Here is a 16,644-nt window from a genome sequence, read left to right as displayed (position 1 = left end):
ACCTGTTACACGGTGCAGAGGGGTCTCCAAAAGAGGAACTCTGTGCTGAGAAAGTGTTCCGAGCACAGAGTTGTTTTAATTACATGCCGTTGATCTGGCCGGCGTAGATGATGAAGAGGCGCAAGCACATCATGCCGCAGATAGCTGCAATGCCTGATGTATAGAAAGCGCCAGCACTGTCTCTGAATGCTTTGCTTCCGAAGAAACTCAGAACCAATGGAACGAAGAAACCAACGCCCACGGCCCCAATCCAGAATACCTGTGCCCAAATACCTGTTGTAAAGGCTACGGAAGCAGCTTGGGCAGCAGCATTGCCGCTGACCAGAGCAACCATAATCATCAACAAGCACATTGCTTCGACCGCCATAATCGGCCATTCAGCAGCGTGAAGGACATGAAGATCTTTTCCATGACGATCTGCACCGAACAACCAAGCTGCAAGAACCTTGGTAGCTGCACAACCGGCAGAAAAGCCGGAAGCAACGAACAAAGCAGGAAGAACAGCAGTGTTGATCAGAGGGAATCTGATAAGAGCAGAAATCAAGAATCCGGTGTAGGCACAAATTGCAATTGCCAAAATTAGAACGAGCCAATCTAAGATAACTCTAAATTTGGCACAGAAACTAATAATGGGATCAAGCCATTTGAGCCAACTAAATGACGTAATTTCTGTTTGCAGAGAAACGCACATCAATACGAATACCAACGGGATGTAGAAAAGAAGTGCCATCACGCCGATACTCATCACTGAGGTTGGATTGTAGTAAACAAGAATACGCCAGAAAAAGAGCGGATTAGTTAAGTCAAGGACAAGACAGATCATCCCGAGAACGATCGTAATAAAGCCGATCAAGCTAGCTGCTTTCATAATCGGAGTATTTAGATGTGTTCCTCGGAAGAGATTTAAGCAAATAGCGATGGCTACGGCACCTCCGGAAATACCTGCTAAAAACAGATATACGGCAATCGGCCACGGCCAGGCTACGCCCTCGGATAGACCAATAGTGAAATCCAGCATAATCAGACTCCTTGTTTAGTGACAGGGACATATCTCAGGTTCGGATTCGTTCCCAAATGGGCACGAATTCGTACCGTATCCTTGACACGCAGCAACCTGCTGATAATACTTTGAGGGTCATTTAGATCGCCAAAATATAAGGCGCCATGACGGCATGCGTTAACACATGCAGGCTCCAGCCCTTTACTCAACCTGGTATCCAAACAGAAGTTGCAGTTATCGGCAACTTTAGTTTGAGAATTGATGAAACGGACATTGTACGGGCATGCCGCAATGCAGTATTTGCAGCCTACGCAACGATCCGGATCCATAGTCACGATATTTGTCTTCGGATCGCGGTGCGCTGCACCGGTAGGACATACTCTTACGCAAGGTGCATCCTGGCACTGCTGGCAGGAAACTCGAACATAAACGCGTTCACAGTCGCAGTCTCCGGGACCTCCGCAAATCGGACAAGTTGTCCCCGGAATATGGGTGGTCTGACGCTCCAACAAAAGCCTTGAAATTCCGGGAGGAAGATTGTTGGCTTCGTTACATGCATCCTTACACTCGCCGCATCCAATACATTTATTCTGGTCAAAGACCATTCCATAAACTGGATGAGGCTGGGCACTGCCTGACTCTGCTGCTACCGCAGTTTGAACTGCAGTGTTGGCTGCCTTTTTGTCGTCTCCGGGTTTACAGCCTCCCAGGGTTAACAAAACTAAGGAACCCGCGGTTGTACCGGCTAGAAATGTTCTTCTATCGATGTTTTTACTCACGGTGATTCTCCATAACGGACGAGATTGGTCTGTCAATAATTCTTTTGAGCTAAGTGCTCTGAAACTCTTATCGGCTGCTTACGCAAAGAAATTGCTTCAGAGCTTCTAAAACTTAATGTCGGGAAGGCCCCTTCATTAGAATTAGTTATTTCATTAGCCGTGCGGCCATGCCATCTTCGGACGGTTTCCTTCTACTTTAGGATGTCCGCCCGGCAATTGCCCGTCGGCAGATTTATTAGCTCCGGGTTTTTCGACCTTTTTCAATGTCACTTCAAAAACCAAAGCGGATTCCGGAGGAACTGGACCTGCTCCTTCTTCGCCATAAGCCAGGCTGGCCGGAATAACAAAAATCGCTTTGCCGCCTTCCTTCATTTGATACAGACCTTCTTTAAAGCCCGGGATAAGAGTCATAACAACATCTTTTTCCTCAACGGTCTTTCCTTCCGGATTAGTGAAAGGAGTTCCATCTACGAGCTTGCCGACATAGTCCATCGTCACTATGTCTTCTTCCTTCGGAGCAGCTCCTGTACCGGCCTTTAATTCTTCGTACTGCAGACCTGATTCAAGCTGTTTTACGCCTTTGCGAGCCTTATTTTTGTTTAAATAAGCTTCGCTTTCAGCTTTGTTTTTCTCTTTTGCCTGCTTGACTCTAGCTTCATGAAGCTTATTCAACTTTTCAGCTCTAGCATTTAAAGCTGTGATGATCTCTTCTTCAGTAAGCTTAGACTTGTTTTTCAGCGCATCTGTCAGACCTTCCATTACCTGGTCCATGTTGACAGGAACACCCAATTCAGACTGTTTATAAGCCTGGGAAGAAAGGTAGTTACCTAATGAAGCACCAAGGCTATAGGACTCTTTTGCATCCTGGGAAAGCTCTTGTGAAACGGCTGTTCCGACAAATGCGACGGCTAAAACAGCAGACAAAATAGATTTGGTGAAAATTGACATAGTGTTTCTTTCAAATGATTTTTGGTGGGGGATTAGAAATGGGGTTTATCAAGTTACGGTCTTTCAATCTTACGGCCTGAAAGCTTCCAACCTTCGATTCCGTCAGGCATCTGGCGGACGTCGGTATAGCCCAGCTTCATCACTTCTCTTGCTGCCATTTCACTTGCAGTGCAAAGTCTGTTGACGCAATAAAACACGATGGTTTTATCTTTGTCTTTCGGGAGAAGATCCTTCCAGTTTCGTACGTTGAAAAACTTAGCACCGGGAATATATCCCTGGGTCCAAATCTCGAGCGTATTTACATCAAAGAAAGGAACTCCGGACTCCCAAAGCATCTCTGCTTCACGCATCGAGATCTGATTCAGAAGTTCATCGTAGACCGGCGCCTCCACCGGCTCTCCGCCTCCGCCCGCAAAATTGATTTGCGAATAAAGGCAAAGAAAAGAAACTGCGACTATTTTGACTAACTTGTTTATCATTTTTTGTCCCGTTTTCACTTCGGACCCGAGGGTCCGAAGTAAATGTGACACTGGGTTTTAAATTACTTTGTCACTGTATTTTCAGCTTTAATGGCCTTGTAACCGCCCTTGTCAATGATTGACTGAGCTTTGGTGAGATATGCCTCAGCTGTTTCTACACGTTGTTTTGTGTAGTTGAAGGCATGGACACCCCAAGAACCGTCTTCTTCAACTTGCTTAATGATTTCTCCGGCCTTGTCAATAAGAAGCATAGCTTCCGTTCTTTGTTCCGGAGTCAGCTTAGTGACTTCAAGCAACTTGTTAATACGTGTCATGGCATCAACGTTCTTCTGATGGCTTTCCTTAATTGGGTTCTGCCACTTCATAACTTCACCGTAGATTTCCTTCTGGTCTTGGTAAATGAGACCTTGATCCAGTTCGGACTGGAATGGGCTATGGCAGCCTTTTCCTTCTGTAACTGTGAAATCGGCGATAGAAGTTCTTGCGCAGCTCCACATTAAGTCAACGTAACCGTGACCTTCTTCGTCACGAGCAATACGCCAGCCCTTAGAGCTTGCATCACGGGTTTGTCCCGGACCCGGATTCATCATCTTCTTCTCTGGGTCGACCATGATCTTGAAGAGGTGAGAACGGCGAACGGCATCGAAACCAGCCATATCCGGACGCTGAATAGCTGTGAAGTTTTCGCAGCTCATTGTGAACGGCATATGACATGCAATGCAATCAACCTTGCTGTGTGTGTCAGCCTTGGAGGCCATTTCAGCCTGAACCTTATGGCAGTCTTGGCAAGTCTGACGGATAGCCGGGCGTGTAGTACCGGATGTCCAGTCGTTGCTTGTCACTTCATGAGGATCGTGGCAAGTTACGCAGCGCATACCTTTTTCATAGTGCTTTGACATGAAGAGCTGTGCGCCTTCTGTACCGCAGGACGGGCAGGAAGATTTTGTCTTAGCATTGAAAGCTTTTTCCAATTTACCCTTAGCATCCGGACGATCGACCTCATCTTCGATGAAGTTCAAGCGCTGATGGCAGCGGTCGCAGTTAGTGCTCATGTTGTTGGTGTTGCCAATCAAGTGGCCGCCTTCACCGTGGCACTCTTCACAAGCGATACCGCGAGAAATTGTGTGCTTCTGGAGCTCTTTCGGATTACCCAAAGCGGCAAAGAATTCTCTCTTATCCTTAAAGTCAAACTTGAATGCGTGGCAGACTTCACAGTAAGAAGAAGCAGCCTGAACAAGAAGTTTTCCTTCGTAGGTAGAGCCGTAGGAAGTCATACCCCACTGGTGAGAAGCTGACGGACCGAACTGGTTGAGTTCTGTCGGGAAGTCAGGAATAAGTTTCTGAATCTCTTTTGCCTTGGCAGGTGTAAGCCATTCAGCCCAGCCGCGGGACATCTGGTTGCCGCCGGCTACGATACTGCCTGTACCGTCTTTCAGAAGACCGTCACGAACGTGATAGGAACCACGAACGAGCCATCCGTCGATAAAACCGTATTTTGTACGCGGTGTTCCGATGGTAGCGTAGATAACGTCTGCTGTAATACCGTCAGGAAGAATAGAAGCTTCCGTTCCGTACAGCTTCTTCTTCAGATCGTTATCCACTTCAGGATGTTCTCCCGGGAATCTAACGGTCTTAGCATGACGGGAACGTTTCCATTGTTCGTACTGAATAGCGTGGCATTCGCCGCACTTTTCAGGACCTACGAATTTATTCGGGAAGTCAAGAATTGAACGTTGACCTAAGCGATACTGAGATGCCATTGGGCGATTGCCCGGCTGGTGAGCGGAATATTTCTGAGCATTACCTTCTCCCAAATACTCAGAACCACGGGAAGAAATGACCGGAGTACCGATAACACGTCCGTCTTTGCCATATGTTGCAAAGATCGGGTGATTCTCGAATATGTAATCCCACATTTCCTTTTCTTGGACAATGTAGTCTTGCAATGTCCGGATGCCTTTTGATTGCTCGGTCACGTCAGGATTATCCCAGACCTTCTGAGTCAATGCGTCAACTTTCGGAGCCGGAAGCGGCTGGCCGTTAGCGGCATAGACACAAAATGCTGTCATTGTCGCTGCAATGCCAAGCCCAATTTTTGTCAATCGTGTCTCTTTTAACATTTAATTTCTCCTTGTGAGGCGCGATGATCAGCGAACGTCTATCTTTCACAAATAAATCAGCCTCTGTAGGTATAGGGTTGATACTCGATACTGGTGGGGAATCGAAATACCAAGTTCAGTTTAAGTTAAGGAAAACGGATGAAGAATAAGACTAATGTTGTACGTGTTATCCCTTAAATTCATCCTTAATTAAAGATTATTAAGAAAGATTTTCTTAAATTTTTACAAACTTGATAAAAACTATCAGTTATTAATTTTTATAGCTTTAAGTAAATAAAACCCCCGATAACTCTGGGGTTTTGAAGAAAAAATAGAATATTTTGAAATTCGAAGAGAAGATTTCTCGACCACAAGTATTAAGAATCATCGGAAAAATTGAAACAAAGTCTATTAGATGATTGTCTTAGATCGGTTACCTCTATAACACTTAGAAATAATGTAAGGAAAAGAAAAATAAGTAAACAAAAAGAGACGGATTATGATGTCCGTCTCTACCTAAAAATAGTACTGTTATTCTACTGAGAAGTTGGTAGGCAATCACTCCTTAAGACGAGGTACAGTCAAACTTCCCTCCGGCATGAGAATAACTTTTCCGTTTCTGCCGATCTTTGCTTCAGCAGCGGCCAGAGCTTCTTCAAAAGTATCAAAGGCTCCTTCAAACAACATTTCTCTAGCCATCTTTCGATCAAGACTGGATACGAGATAGAACTTAGCTTTTTTCATAAGGCGAGTAACAGCAAAAGCTTTGTTAGCGCCGATTTGGAAGTTCTTCTCTAATTCTGCCTTGATAGCATCCGGAGACCCTAAACGCTTGCAAGTTTCTTCTAACACCGCAGAGCCGCTTCCTTCCACACACTCGGCAAACAGAATAACGGCACCGTCTTGTTTAACCGCACAAACGGCATTGTCCATTGTCTTCTGCATTTGATAGACGTTAATGTCTTTCGGATAACCGCCGCAGGAAGCAACAACGATATCGGCCAATTCAGGAATTTCGCAGCCGTAGACCTTATCAACAAACTTGCAAGCCTCTCTGTGAGCTTTGAAGACATCGCCGGCAAAGACTTTCAAGATCTGATGATGAGCATTGAGGACGGCATTAAATAAGAAGAGAGAACGTCCTTTTGCAAAAAGCTTTACGCCTTCTACCTGATCCTCATAGCAGGGATTGCCGTCCATACGGCCGATTGCCGCTTCCGGCTGGAGCATGAAGCTGTGGTTAACTCGAACGGTTTCCATAGCAGCACAGCCTGGGAGGATAGCTTTTCTACCCCCGCCGTAACCGCTGAAATAGTGATGAACGATGCTTCCTGTCAAAATGACGTGGTCTGCGTCGCAAATATGCTTATTAATCCAGACAGGAGTACCGCGGGAAGAAGTTCCAAAATATCTGAAGTCTTCCGTCTGAGTAGAGATGCTGTTGTACATCTTTACTCTGGAAGCTACGTTTTCGCCCACGGCTTTAACCATTTCTTCATGAGTCATTGCGCGGTGTGTGCCGAGGGAGAAGAGAATATGCATATCCTCGTCTTTTACGCCAAGCTTGTTCATTTCATCAAGAAGAATCGGCATGAATTCAAATGAATTTGCAACTCGGGTCAAATCGTTGCAGATAAAAGCAACCTTTTGACCGGGCTTAACGATTTGATCGATAGGAGGAAGACCGATCGGGTTATAAAGCACATCATGAATCGCTGCTTTCAGATCTTTGATAGGCTCGAAAGGTTCAGTCCTAACCTCTTTAATGATTCTTTCTTCTTCCAAAGCAAAAGATTTTTTGCCTTGTCCGTAGGCAAACTCAAACGTCTTCATTTCATTTCTCCTGCACGCTGTCTGAAACGTTTTGTAAAATCTTGTGAAGCATGGCATAAAATCACAATTTTTACATTAATTAACAGGGTTAATACCTAATAGAATAGTCTTAGACTCTCTTCATCGGAACAAAAGAAATCCTTTCGACTAGAAAAGCCTTCCTAAGTTCTACCTCTCGAAAAGATGCCTCGTTGTTTTCAAAGACTTTCTTCACGGCGGACATTTTTCAAAGTAAAAAACACTAAAATAATCGTTTATCTAAATTTTAAGAAGGATTCTAAGAATGTCCGGACATTCCAAATGGGCCAATATTCAACATAGAAAAGGCCGTCAAGACGCAAAGCGTTCCAATATTTGGACAAAGTTGATTCGTGAAATTATTGTTGCCGCTCGTCTTGGCGGAGGAGATGCAGACAGCAATCCTCGCCTTAGACTCGCTCTTCTTAAAGCCAGAGGTGCCAACGTTCCGAAAGACACCGTTAACAACGCTATTCTTAAGGGAACCGGCAAATTAGAAGGCGTAAGCTACGAAGAAATTCGTTATGAAGGCTACGGTGTCGGCGGCGCAGCTCTTATTATTGACTGCACGACAGACAACAAAACTCGTACTGTTGCCGATGTCAGACATGTCCTTTCAAAGAACGGCGGAAATCTCGGTACTGACGGAAGCGTCTCCTTTATGTTCAAGCACTGCGGCTACTTTTTGTTTGCTCCCGGCCTGAGCGAAGACGAAGTCATGGAAGTCGCCTTGGAAGCCGGTGCTGACGACGTCATCACTGATGAAGAAGGCGCCATCGAAGTCATCTGCTCTCCGCAGGCCTTCGAAGAAGTCAATGCTGCTTTTGAAGCTAAAGGCTGGAAACCTGAAGTTGCTGAAGTTACATGGAAGAGCGACACAGAGACAGTTCTATCCGGCGAACAAGGCGAAAAAATGCAGAAACTTCTGGATGCTCTCGAAGATCTCGACGATGTTCAGCAAGTTTTCACAACAGCTGTTATTGAATAATTTCTAAAAATTACTTTCTCAGGGTCAAAATGAATATTCTTGTTATTGGAAGCGGCGGCAGAGAACATGCCTTGGCATGGAGACTTGCCCAATCTAAAAACGTCTCTAAAGTTTATGTTGCTCCCGGCAATGCGGGAACTGCCCTAGAGCCCAAACTCGAAAATCTACCGATTCAAGATTTGAACGAGCTTGCCGCTTTTGCTGCTGATAATGGAATTGCATTTACCGTTGTAGGACCGGAAGCTCCCCTGGCCAAAGGCGTGGTAGACCTCTTCAGAACTAAAGGCTTAAGGATCTTCGGACCGACTCAAGCAGCTGCTCAATTGGAATCTTCTAAAGACTTTGCTAAAGCCTTTATGAAGAGACACAACATCCCAACGGCTGAATATCAAACTTTCTCCGATATCGACAAAGCCCATCAGTACGTCAATGAAAAGGGTGCCCCTATTGTTATTAAGGCAGACGGTCTTGCCGCAGGCAAAGGCGTCATTGTTGCTTTAACTGAACAAGAAGCCCATGATGCTATTGACTTCATGCTTGGCGAAAACAAGCTGGGGGACGCCGGCGCAAGAATCGTCATTGAGGAATTTTTAACCGGCGAAGAAGCAAGCTTCATCGTAATGGTTGACGGTGAGCATGTCGTTCCGATGGCTTCCAGCCAAGACCACAAGAGACTTCTCGATGATGACAAGGGCCCGAATACCGGCGGTATGGGTGCTTACTCTCCTGCTCCCGTCGTCACTCAAGAAATCCATGACAAGACAATGGAAGAAATTATTCTTCCAACTGTTAGAGGAATGGCAAAAGACGGCATCCGCTATACAGGATTCTTGTATGCCGGCCTGATGATTGACAAAGACAAAGAAGGTAAACCAACCGTAAAAACTTTGGAATTCAACTGCCGTTTCGGCGACCCTGAGACTCAGCCTATCATGTCCCGTCTCAAGAGCGATTTTGCAGAGCTCGTTCAAGCAGGTATAGACGGTAAGCTTGACGAAGTTAAAGTTGAGTGGGATCCTCGTTCAGCTCTCGGCGTAGTCTTGGCTGCAGAAGGCTACCCCGCTTCTCCGCGTAAAGGTGATGTCATCACAGGAATTCCTGCGGAAGATGATTCCACTAAGACATTCCATGCGGGTACTAAATTGAACGATAAGAAAGAAATCGTTACTTCAGGCGGACGCGTGCTTTGCTGCGTCGGCTTAGGCAGCACTTTAAAAGAAGCACATGACAAAGCTTATCGTACAGCTGAAAAGATCCACTTTGACGGATGTCAATTCCGAAAAGACATCGGCCACCGCGCTCTTTAAATGAACTTTAAAAAACGAATTTTTTCTATTTTTTGTGCAGCTGTATTCTCTGCAAGCGCAGCTGCACAAACTGTTGTTCCGAAAGTAGTACCTCCGAACAACGATAAAACGCCCGCTCCTTTTTCCTATCCTGCCGATCTTGCCTCTCCGACTTTTGATCAACAGGAAAATATCGGCAGCTATCTCCAGCTAGGAGTTTTTGACGTAATCCTCGGCCAAACACCTCTTTCCATCGCAATTCATGTTTTGGGAGGAGAACTTCACTTTACCCAGGACAAGACCCCTTTCCTTTGCTATTCCGCTCCGGTTCCTGAGATTAAGCAAAAAGTGAAAGCTAAGAAGAAGTCGGAAGAGAAAGAAGAAGAGCCGCAAGAACCATTCTTTCAGAATATTTGGCTGACAGTCGGCAGCAGAGGTGAAATTTCTGAGGTAAGACTTCAGAAGCTTAATGATCCTGCGCAAATGTGCCCGCTTCTTCCTGAGGCCTACCGGGAAGTATCAATCTACGGCATATTCATCAACGAAACTTCCAAGCAATTAAAGAGCCTGATACTTCCGGAAATTTCAGCAGAAAACGAAGAGACCCAATGGAAATACTGGTTCAGTCTTCTGCCCTCAGATCGCCCCGGATACAATGTGGCAGGTTTATTCGGCATCAAGCTCGACAATGATACCGTCGACCAGATCATCTCTGTCAGCATTCCCCTTAAGGCTCAATAGTTCTCATGAGAATCGGCATCTTCGGCGGAAGTTTTGACCCTGTTCACACAGCTCATATTCAAATGGCTTTAGGAGCAAAGTCACAGCTTAATCTTGACGAACTCTATTTAGTCCCTACTCGCCCCTGGCAAAAAACGGCCAGAGCATCCGACGAAGATCGTCTGGAGATGCTGAAAATTGCCTGCGCTCCTTATAGTGCTCATCTAAGAATTGATACACGAGAGCTGGAGCGTGCAGGGCAATCTTATTCCATTGATACGATTTTCTCTTTCAGAAAGCAATACGGACCGACCTGTAAATTATTTTTTGTAATGGGGGCCGACCAGTGGCGCAACTTGACTACCTGGATTCAGTGGCAAAGGTTCCCGGAATTAACAAACTTAGCAGTCTTCAAAAGAAACGGAATAGCTTTTTCAGATCCCTATGAAGGGAAGTACAAAGTTATCCCCGCCCAAGATTCTCAAGAATGCTCGGCGTTCGGAGAAATTTTTCTTCTGAATCTTCCGGAACTGGATGTCTCTTCTTCTGCGATTCGTCAAGCTCTTTTTCAAGAACCTTCTCGAAGCTCCCGTATCGTCGGCCTTGATCCAAACATCCAGAACTACATTCTGGAGCACGAACTTTATCTTCCTAGAGAAGGCTCTCATAAGATTTAATTTTTTCGCTGCAAATATTTGAAAGGCCGCCCGAAAGCGGCCCTGTGCTCTAAGGAGAAGTCTTAGAAAATGATTGGATCGTAATAACCGGCAAAGAGAATAGATGCTCTCAGCAAGAGTGCCCCGATAATGCCCAGGACAGCACTGCAAGCTAAAATCTTGTGGCTTCTGGTCAGCAGATTCAGCAAAAGAGGAATCACTGAACCAAAAATAATCACGCCAAACCAGAACATCGTTGACTGCGGTCCGCTGATAAGACTTTCAGCCCCTGCTCTTGCGCCCGTCAAAGCGGAACCCAAAGCAACATGGACGAATGCAAAAATTGTGAATAATTCTGCGATTTCAACCCAGAAGGCAGTTCTGCGGCTCCAACGAACAGTGTCAGGATTGATCAGTTTGAAGATCATGAGCAATTCGATACAGCCGATAGAACTTGCCATACCGGACATGATCCATAGCAACGGAATCAAGGCTGTATTCCAAAGAGAAATGCCTACTGCTTGAGTCAGCAAGAAGCCGGAATAAATCGTGCAGCACACACCGAGCAATGCAAAGATACCGTTGAACCAATCAGAGTGTGCCATTGCCTGCCACTTCTCTCCTTTAAATAAAATACCGGCGCAAATCAAAGAATAGAAGACAGAGGCGATACACAAGATTGACAATAAGCAAATCCCGATTAGCATCCATGACTGAAGGTTGAGCGCCAGATCCATTACGGAGCTAAATACGGCGATCGGCAAATTCAGCATTCGACCCAAATGGCTGACAACCAAGAGAGTCCCTACAATGCCTGAGACAGTCAAAACATAAACAAAGTTTTTTTGACGAATCCAGTAATTTAAGAAAAATCCCATGCCTGCTAAACCCACAAGCCACAGGAATATGGCAATTGTCCAACCCCAATGGGCGGCCTGAAGCTGAGGTGTAAGTGAGGTTAATTCAATCATTTTGACACCACTACGTAAAAGTTAGGCTTCGTGCCTTTGTTAGGCATAAGCAATTCTGTACGACAGGAAGCAATTTTTTGAGAAATTTCGCTCTTTGGATCAAGAACATCTCCAAACAATCTGGCCTCAGCCGGACAGGCTTGAACACAGGCCGGTTGCTGACCGTCTTGAATTAACTTCATGCAGCCTTCGCTAATGCATTTGACCGGCAGCCCGCTGTCAGGATGAGACCATCTGGCATCATATGGACAGCTGGCAATGCAGTAATTGCAGCCGACGCACTTGCTCGGATCGTTGCGAACCAAACCGTTTTCATCGTAATAATTGGCACCGAACGGACATGTTTTTACGCACGGAGCATTTTCACACTGCTGGCACTGAACCAGGAGATTGACGGGACGGTTCGTCTCGGAGCGATAAATCTTGATATTGGAAGCCGGCAGGTTTGTTCCCGGAATATTTCTATTCATCATTTCCGGGAAATTAGTCTGGGAGCAGGCCAAGATGCATGCTCCGCAGCTGATGCATTGGGTTGCATCAAACAGATGTGCTAGTTGTTTTGTTTTTACAGCCATTTCTAGCCTCTCACTTTATTGATTCGAACAGAGCTGTTATTAGCCACGTTGCCGAAGAAGGGCTGAGCGTATCCCGTGGAGAACCAGTGGGAGTTGATCCCTTCTTTGACAAATTGATAGTTGGGATCGAGCAAGTTCTTTGTCCTCACGCCACCGGAGAATCCGAATGCGAAGACTGAACCTGGAATGACCTTTTTAGTCACTGTAATAGCGGCACGACCTTTCGCCTTGGTATCAATACCTTCAATCTCTACAATTTCATGGTTCTTGATGCCCAACCTTGCGGCATCTTCAGGATTCATCCAGACAGTTCGGTCGCCTAAGTAACGTGTGGGCTCCGTAAACATATTCAAGCCGGAACAGGTTTGACAATTCTTACCGGAGACCAAAACAAACTCGTTGCTGTTAGATTTCGGTGCCGTGTAAGCCGGTGACTGAATATATCCGGTAATAGGAGCGATAGCTTTTGAGCAAGCCGGATTTGAAACGCTCTTAAAAGAGTAGATTTCAGCTTTTCCGGAAGGCGTTCCGAAAGGCTTTTTATATGGATAGACATCATAGACCTTGGGCTTGATAGTAGACCATCCTTTAGTAGCCATGTCTTCGCGAATTTGTTTGCCCCACCCCGGAACAGCTTTCTCACAGTCGGCAACAAGTTTGTCGTATCCACGTTGTGCAAATGCATCGAAATACTGATTAAACTCTTCAGCAGTCTTGCATTCTTTATAGCCGACTCTTTCAGCTCTTTCCGGAAAAGCTCTGCGAAGAACTTCAAGAAGGATCCACACGTCATGGCGTGCGTCACAATCTTTAGGCGGTGTGAGCTGCGGGTCTGACAAATAAATGGATCCGTTTAATGCCCATTTAACACCTGCTATGTCTTTTCTTTCCAGGAAGTAAGTAGCCGGAAGAACATAGTCAGCATAGTCCACGATTTCTTGCGGAAGAACATCTTGTACGACACACAGTTCCAGTTTCTTCAGATGATCGGCCAGCTCCTGAGAGTTTGCTTCACGGTGGAACATCGTTGTACCAACGAAGAATGCAGCTTTGACCGGATACGGTTTGCCGGTTACAGCAGCTTCAAGGGCGACTTTAAAAGTTCCAGCAGCATCAGGATAAACAATCTTGTCGATACGTTTTTCCGGCGCCATTTTCCATGTTTCGCCGTTCGGGCCTTTACCGGCTGACACGCTTGGAACCTTCAAGCCTGCGCCTGCAGTCACAACCAAACCACCTTTAGCATCAATGTTTCCGCTGATGGTATTAGCGATGCTGATTAATTGATAAAGCTGTACATCGGTACCGTTTTTGGAACTGTACCAACCATCATCAATAACGCCTTTGAAATTGGCAAATTCTTTAGCGATTCGGCGGATTGTTTCAGCAGGAATTCCAGTGATTACAGAAGTTTTTTCAGGTGTGTACTCGGCCATTTTCTCTTTCACAAGAACAAAGGCTGTCTTCACCGGAATGCTGGTCCCGTCAGCTAAGTTAACGGTTGAGTTGGCGTTGAGATCGGCTCTAAAAGCAGGATCTTCATCGAATCCAACAACAATTCCTTTTTCATTTTTCTTGAGCCCGCGGAACGAGATATTACCTTTGGAATCCATTACAACGTACATGGATTTACTGCCGTTAGGACGAACTTCACTCTGAGTTAAAGGCTGTCCGTCTTCTTTAATTAGATAAGCACCGTTGGTATGTTTTTCAATGAAAGAAAGATCCGCAGTGCCTTGTGTGATCATCTCGTTAATCAATGAGGCTACGAAAGCACCGTCTGTTCCCGGACGAATAGCGACCCAGTCGGCATCTCCGTAAGCAATGTCGGGCATTCGAGGATCAATTGCGACTACTTTGGCGCCGTTTTCTCTGGCTTGATTTAAAGTATGAAGAGCGCCCATCGAAGCTCCCATGGAGCGTCCAATCAGGATTAAGTAACGCAAATTGGCATAATCCGGTTCCATCTTTCCTGCGCCGTCAAAACCTTTACCGAAAACCAAATTACGGCCCGCGATGCCTGCGGCATTACAAGAAGATTGATGCCCGATGTTATTCGGAGAACCGAGAGGGAAAGTCAGCCACTTGCTGTAGCCGGAGAAGCTGTGGGATGTAGAGACAACGCTGCTTTCTCCGTTTTTCTCAACGATGTCTTTAAGTCTGGCAGCAATATCATTTAAAGCTTCATCCCAGGTAACTTCTTTAAATTGGCCCGCACCCTTTTCTCCTACACGTTTTAATGGTTTACGTAAACGAAGAGGATGGTTCCACACCCACATTGCAGCAGCTGAACGGCCGCAATAACCTTGTTGGGGGTGTCCTGGGTTCGGAAAGATTCGAACGGTATGTTCGGAGAGCGGTTCGCCATCTTTACGCATAGCGAGCAGACCGCAGTAGGCGCCGCACATTGTGCAAGCGACAGGATGTTTAGTCCAACCTTCTTTTTCAAGTTTTTCAATTTTTTTGGCAAAAGCCCAATTATTAATTGCAGGGGCTGCTGCCATAGAAGCGGCAACCGCGCCGCCTTTCATCAACGTCCTCCTGGAGACAGAGAGGTCGATAATTTGATTACTCATAGTTAAAGTCCTACTTGGAATGGGGTATTACTACCTGCTAGGTAGTCCGAAAATAGTAGGCCCTTTACTATTTGAAATAAATTGGATAATTTGCTTACAACACTTATCTTATAAGGAAATCCCTAATAAATTTTTACATTAATTACTTTTGGACAAATTACGCATTATTTCTAAACTTCAATTCACGCCTGTTGCTTTTCCACAAAGACAACGGCCGCCCGAAGGCGGCCGCGTCTATCGTCTGAGAAAGGAATTAGAAAACGATTGGATCGTAGTAACCGGCGAAGAGTACGGAAGCTCTAAGGAAGAGAGCACCCATAATGCCTAGGACGGCACCGCAGGCTAAGACCTTGTGATTTTTGGTCACCAGGTTCAAAAGCAAAGGAGTTACACAACCGCAGACAATCACGCCGAACCAGAACATAGTTGACTGAGGTCCGCTGATAAGACTTTCCGCACCGACGCGTGCACCGGTCAAAACTGAACCTAAGGCAACGTGGAGGAAGGCAAAAATTGTGAAGAGTTCTGCAATTTCAACCCACAGGGCGGTTCTTCGGCTCCAACCGACACTGTTAGTATCGATAAGATGGAAAGCCACCAAAAGTTCAATACAACCGATAGCGCTTGCTAAGCCGGACATAATCCAAAGCAATGGAATCAAGGCTGTATTCCAGAAAGAAATACCGACGGCCTGAGTCAGCAAGAATCCGGAATAAATTGTGCACAAGACACCAAGGGCTGCAAAAATAAAGTTAAACCAGCTTGACTTAGCCATCTTCTGCCACATTTCTCCTTTAAAGAGAATGCCGGCGCAGATCAATGAGTAGAAAACGGAGCCGATGCACAACACTGACAGCAAAACAATACCGATGAGCATCCAGGATTGTGTATTGAACGAGCCTGCTGAAAGAGCACTGAAGATCGCAATCGGCAGGTTCAGCATACGTGCCAGATGGCTGGACACCAACAAGGTACCCAAGATTCCGGAAACCGTAAGAACGTAGACGAAGTTCTTCTGACGAATCCAGAAATTCAAGAAAAATCCCATGCCGGATAAGCCGACCAGCCAAAGGAACATGGCAATTGTCCAGCCCCAATTTGCTGTTTGAAGCTGAGGTGTAAGAGAAACTAATTCAGTCATTTGGACACCACTACGTAAAAGTTAGGCTTCGTACCTTTATTAGGCATAAGCATTTCTGTACGGCTAGAAGCAATTTTTTGAGAAATAGCGCTTTTCGGATCCATTGTGTCGCCGAAAAGTCTTGCTTCTGCAGGACAAGCCTGGACACATGCCGGCTGTTGTCCGTTTTTAATCAGCTTCAAACAACCTTCGCTGATGCATTTGACAGGCAGACCGGTATCCGGGTGAGACCATCTGCAATCGTACGGGCAGCTGGCAATACAATAGTTGCAACCGACGCACTTGCTCGGGTCGTTTCTAACCAAGCCGTTTTCATCGTAATAGTTAGCTCCAAACGGGCATGTGCTTACGCATGGAGCGTTTTCACATTGTTGGCACTGAACCAAAATGTTGACCGGACGGTTCTCTTCAGAACGGTAGATCTTGATGTTTGAAGCAAGTAAATTTCTTCCCGGAATGCTTCTGTGAGCCATCTCGGGGAAGTTGGTCTGAGAACAGGCCACAATGCATGCACCGCAGCTGATGCATTGAGTGGCATCAAACAGGTGTGCTAGTTGTTTTGTTTTTGTCGCCAT

At 45.8% G+C, this 16,644-nt stretch carries 15 protein-coding genes; 4 read left to right on the top strand and 11 right to left on the bottom strand.

The annotated features are described in order from the left end of the window. Window positions 1–79: 79 nt before the first annotated feature. The 6 genes from nrfD (ACYQ4O_RS05095) to ACYQ4O_RS05070 all read right to left on the bottom strand — a co-directional run bounded on the left by nrfD (ACYQ4O_RS05095) (window position 80) and on the right by ACYQ4O_RS05070 (window position 7,138). Window positions 80–1,018 carry an NrfD/PsrC family molybdoenzyme membrane anchor subunit gene (gene nrfD, locus ACYQ4O_RS05095; RefSeq protein ID WP_460174950.1) on the bottom strand — a complete coding sequence of 313 codons (939 nt, stop codon included), beginning with the start codon at window positions 1,016–1,018 and terminating at the stop codon, window positions 80–82. 2 nt (window positions 1,019–1,020) lie between these two features. Further along, window positions 1,021–1,779, bottom strand: coding sequence for a 4Fe-4S dicluster domain-containing protein (locus ACYQ4O_RS05090; RefSeq protein WP_308513053.1), 759 nt, complete (start codon window positions 1,777–1,779; stop codon window positions 1,021–1,023). 153 nt (window positions 1,780–1,932) lie between these two features. Next, window positions 1,933–2,727, bottom strand: a complete 795-nt coding sequence (locus ACYQ4O_RS05085; protein ID WP_460174949.1) for an FKBP-type peptidyl-prolyl cis-trans isomerase — start codon at window positions 2,725–2,727, stop codon at window positions 1,933–1,935. 53 nt (window positions 2,728–2,780) lie between these two features. After that, window positions 2,781–3,206 carry a rhodanese-like domain-containing protein gene (locus ACYQ4O_RS05080; RefSeq protein WP_460174948.1) on the bottom strand — a complete coding sequence of 142 codons (426 nt, stop codon included), beginning with the start codon at window positions 3,204–3,206 and terminating at the stop codon, window positions 2,781–2,783. Between the two features lie 62 nt (window positions 3,207–3,268). Next, window positions 3,269–5,326, bottom strand: coding sequence for a cytochrome c3 family protein (locus tag ACYQ4O_RS05075; RefSeq protein WP_460174947.1), 2,058 nt, complete (start codon window positions 5,324–5,326; stop codon window positions 3,269–3,271). A 537-nt stretch (window positions 5,327–5,863) separates the two neighbouring features. Continuing rightward, window positions 5,864–7,138 carry a nickel-dependent lactate racemase family protein gene (locus ACYQ4O_RS05070; RefSeq protein WP_460174946.1) on the bottom strand — a complete coding sequence of 425 codons (1,275 nt, stop codon included), beginning with the start codon at window positions 7,136–7,138 and terminating at the stop codon, window positions 5,864–5,866. Between the two features lie 283 nt (window positions 7,139–7,421). Between ACYQ4O_RS05070 and ACYQ4O_RS05065 the strand changes: the two genes are divergently transcribed. Genes ACYQ4O_RS05065 through nadD form a run of 4 tightly spaced genes read left to right on the top strand, consistent with a single transcriptional unit; the run spans window position 7,422 to window position 10,827 of the window. Further along, the gene (locus ACYQ4O_RS05065) at window positions 7,422–8,144 is read left to right on the top strand and encodes a YebC/PmpR family DNA-binding transcriptional regulator (RefSeq protein WP_308513058.1); all 723 of its coding nucleotides are present in this window, start codon (window positions 7,422–7,424) and stop codon (window positions 8,142–8,144) included. Window positions 8,145–8,173: 29 nt separating this feature from the next. Next, window positions 8,174–9,451 (top strand): phosphoribosylamine--glycine ligase, encoded by a 1,278-nt coding sequence (gene purD, locus ACYQ4O_RS05060; RefSeq protein WP_460174945.1) that lies wholly within the window; start codon window positions 8,174–8,176, stop codon window positions 9,449–9,451. Continuing rightward, on the top strand, window positions 9,452–10,171 hold the full coding sequence (locus ACYQ4O_RS05055; RefSeq protein ID WP_460174944.1) for a hypothetical protein: 720 nt from the start codon (window positions 9,452–9,454) through the stop codon (window positions 10,169–10,171). A 5-nt stretch (window positions 10,172–10,176) separates the two neighbouring features. After that, window positions 10,177–10,827, top strand: a complete 651-nt coding sequence (nadD, locus tag ACYQ4O_RS05050) for a nicotinate (nicotinamide) nucleotide adenylyltransferase (RefSeq protein WP_460174943.1) — start codon at window positions 10,177–10,179, stop codon at window positions 10,825–10,827. A gap of 62 nt (window positions 10,828–10,889) precedes the next feature. Here nadD and nrfD (ACYQ4O_RS05045) read toward each other — a convergent pair whose 3' ends face one another. The 5 genes from nrfD (ACYQ4O_RS05045) to ACYQ4O_RS05025 all read right to left on the bottom strand — a co-directional run bounded on the left by nrfD (ACYQ4O_RS05045) (window position 10,890) and on the right by ACYQ4O_RS05025 (window position 16,644). Continuing rightward, on the bottom strand, window positions 10,890–11,777 hold the full coding sequence (gene nrfD, locus ACYQ4O_RS05045; RefSeq protein ID WP_460174942.1) for an NrfD/PsrC family molybdoenzyme membrane anchor subunit: 888 nt from the start codon (window positions 11,775–11,777) through the stop codon (window positions 10,890–10,892). Further along, a complete protein-coding gene (locus ACYQ4O_RS05040) occupies window positions 11,774–12,352 on the bottom strand; it encodes a 4Fe-4S dicluster domain-containing protein (protein ID WP_308513063.1) in 579 nt (192 codons plus the stop codon). Before ACYQ4O_RS05040 ends, nrfD (ACYQ4O_RS05045) begins: the two co-directional genes overlap by 4 nt. Window positions 12,353–12,354: 2 nt before the next feature. Then, window positions 12,355–14,928 carry a molybdopterin-containing oxidoreductase family protein gene (locus ACYQ4O_RS05035; protein WP_460174941.1) on the bottom strand — a complete coding sequence of 858 codons (2,574 nt, stop codon included), beginning with the start codon at window positions 14,926–14,928 and terminating at the stop codon, window positions 12,355–12,357. A gap of 253 nt (window positions 14,929–15,181) precedes the next feature. Next, window positions 15,182–16,069, bottom strand: coding sequence for an NrfD/PsrC family molybdoenzyme membrane anchor subunit (gene nrfD / locus ACYQ4O_RS05030; protein WP_460174940.1), 888 nt, complete (start codon window positions 16,067–16,069; stop codon window positions 15,182–15,184). Further along, complete coding sequence (locus ACYQ4O_RS05025) at window positions 16,066–16,644, bottom strand: 4Fe-4S dicluster domain-containing protein (RefSeq protein WP_460174939.1); 579 nt, start codon at window positions 16,642–16,644, stop codon at window positions 16,066–16,068. The genes nrfD (ACYQ4O_RS05030) and ACYQ4O_RS05025 overlap by 4 nt, the downstream gene beginning before the upstream one ends.

It is taken from the genome of Turicimonas sp. TL08, from assembly GCF_054660695.1.
The sequence above is the reverse complement of the archived record's forward strand: the minus strand, read 5'-3'. Positions and strand labels throughout refer to the sequence as shown.

Excerpts from the sequence above, each read along its gene's own strand:
- nrfD (WP_460174940.1), bottom strand. The coding sequence starts at position 16,069 with ATGACTGAATTAGTTTCTCTTACACCTCAGCTTCAAACAGCAAATTGG.
- ACYQ4O_RS05075 (WP_460174947.1), bottom strand. The coding sequence starts at position 5,326 with ATGTTAAAAGAGACACGATTGACAAAAATTGGGCTTGGCATTGCAGCG.
- nrfD (WP_460174950.1), bottom strand. The coding sequence starts at position 1,018 with ATGCTGGATTTCACTATTGGTCTATCCGAGGGCGTAGCCTGGCCGTGG.
- ACYQ4O_RS05025 (WP_460174939.1), bottom strand. The coding sequence starts at position 16,644 with ATGGCGACAAAAACAAAACAACTAGCACACCTGTTTGATGCCACTCAA.
- ACYQ4O_RS05055 (WP_460174944.1), top strand. The coding sequence starts at position 9,452 with ATGAACTTTAAAAAACGAATTTTTTCTATTTTTTGTGCAGCTGTATTC.
- ACYQ4O_RS05040 (WP_308513063.1), bottom strand. The coding sequence starts at position 12,352 with ATGGCTGTAAAAACAAAACAACTAGCACATCTGTTTGATGCAACCCAA.
- ACYQ4O_RS05085 (WP_460174949.1), bottom strand. The coding sequence starts at position 2,727 with ATGTCAATTTTCACCAAATCTATTTTGTCTGCTGTTTTAGCCGTCGCA.
- ACYQ4O_RS05070 (WP_460174946.1), bottom strand. The coding sequence starts at position 7,138 with ATGAAGACGTTTGAGTTTGCCTACGGACAAGGCAAAAAATCTTTTGCT.
- purD (WP_460174945.1), top strand. The coding sequence starts at position 8,174 with ATGAATATTCTTGTTATTGGAAGCGGCGGCAGAGAACATGCCTTGGCA.
- ACYQ4O_RS05065 (WP_308513058.1), top strand. The coding sequence starts at position 7,422 with ATGTCCGGACATTCCAAATGGGCCAATATTCAACATAGAAAAGGCCGT.
- ACYQ4O_RS05035 (WP_460174941.1), bottom strand. The coding sequence starts at position 14,928 with ATGAGTAATCAAATTATCGACCTCTCTGTCTCCAGGAGGACGTTGATG.
- nrfD (WP_460174942.1), bottom strand. The coding sequence starts at position 11,777 with ATGATTGAATTAACCTCACTTACACCTCAGCTTCAGGCCGCCCATTGG.
- ACYQ4O_RS05080 (WP_460174948.1), bottom strand. The coding sequence starts at position 3,206 with ATGATAAACAAGTTAGTCAAAATAGTCGCAGTTTCTTTTCTTTGCCTT.
- nadD (WP_460174943.1), top strand. The coding sequence starts at position 10,177 with ATGAGAATCGGCATCTTCGGCGGAAGTTTTGACCCTGTTCACACAGCT.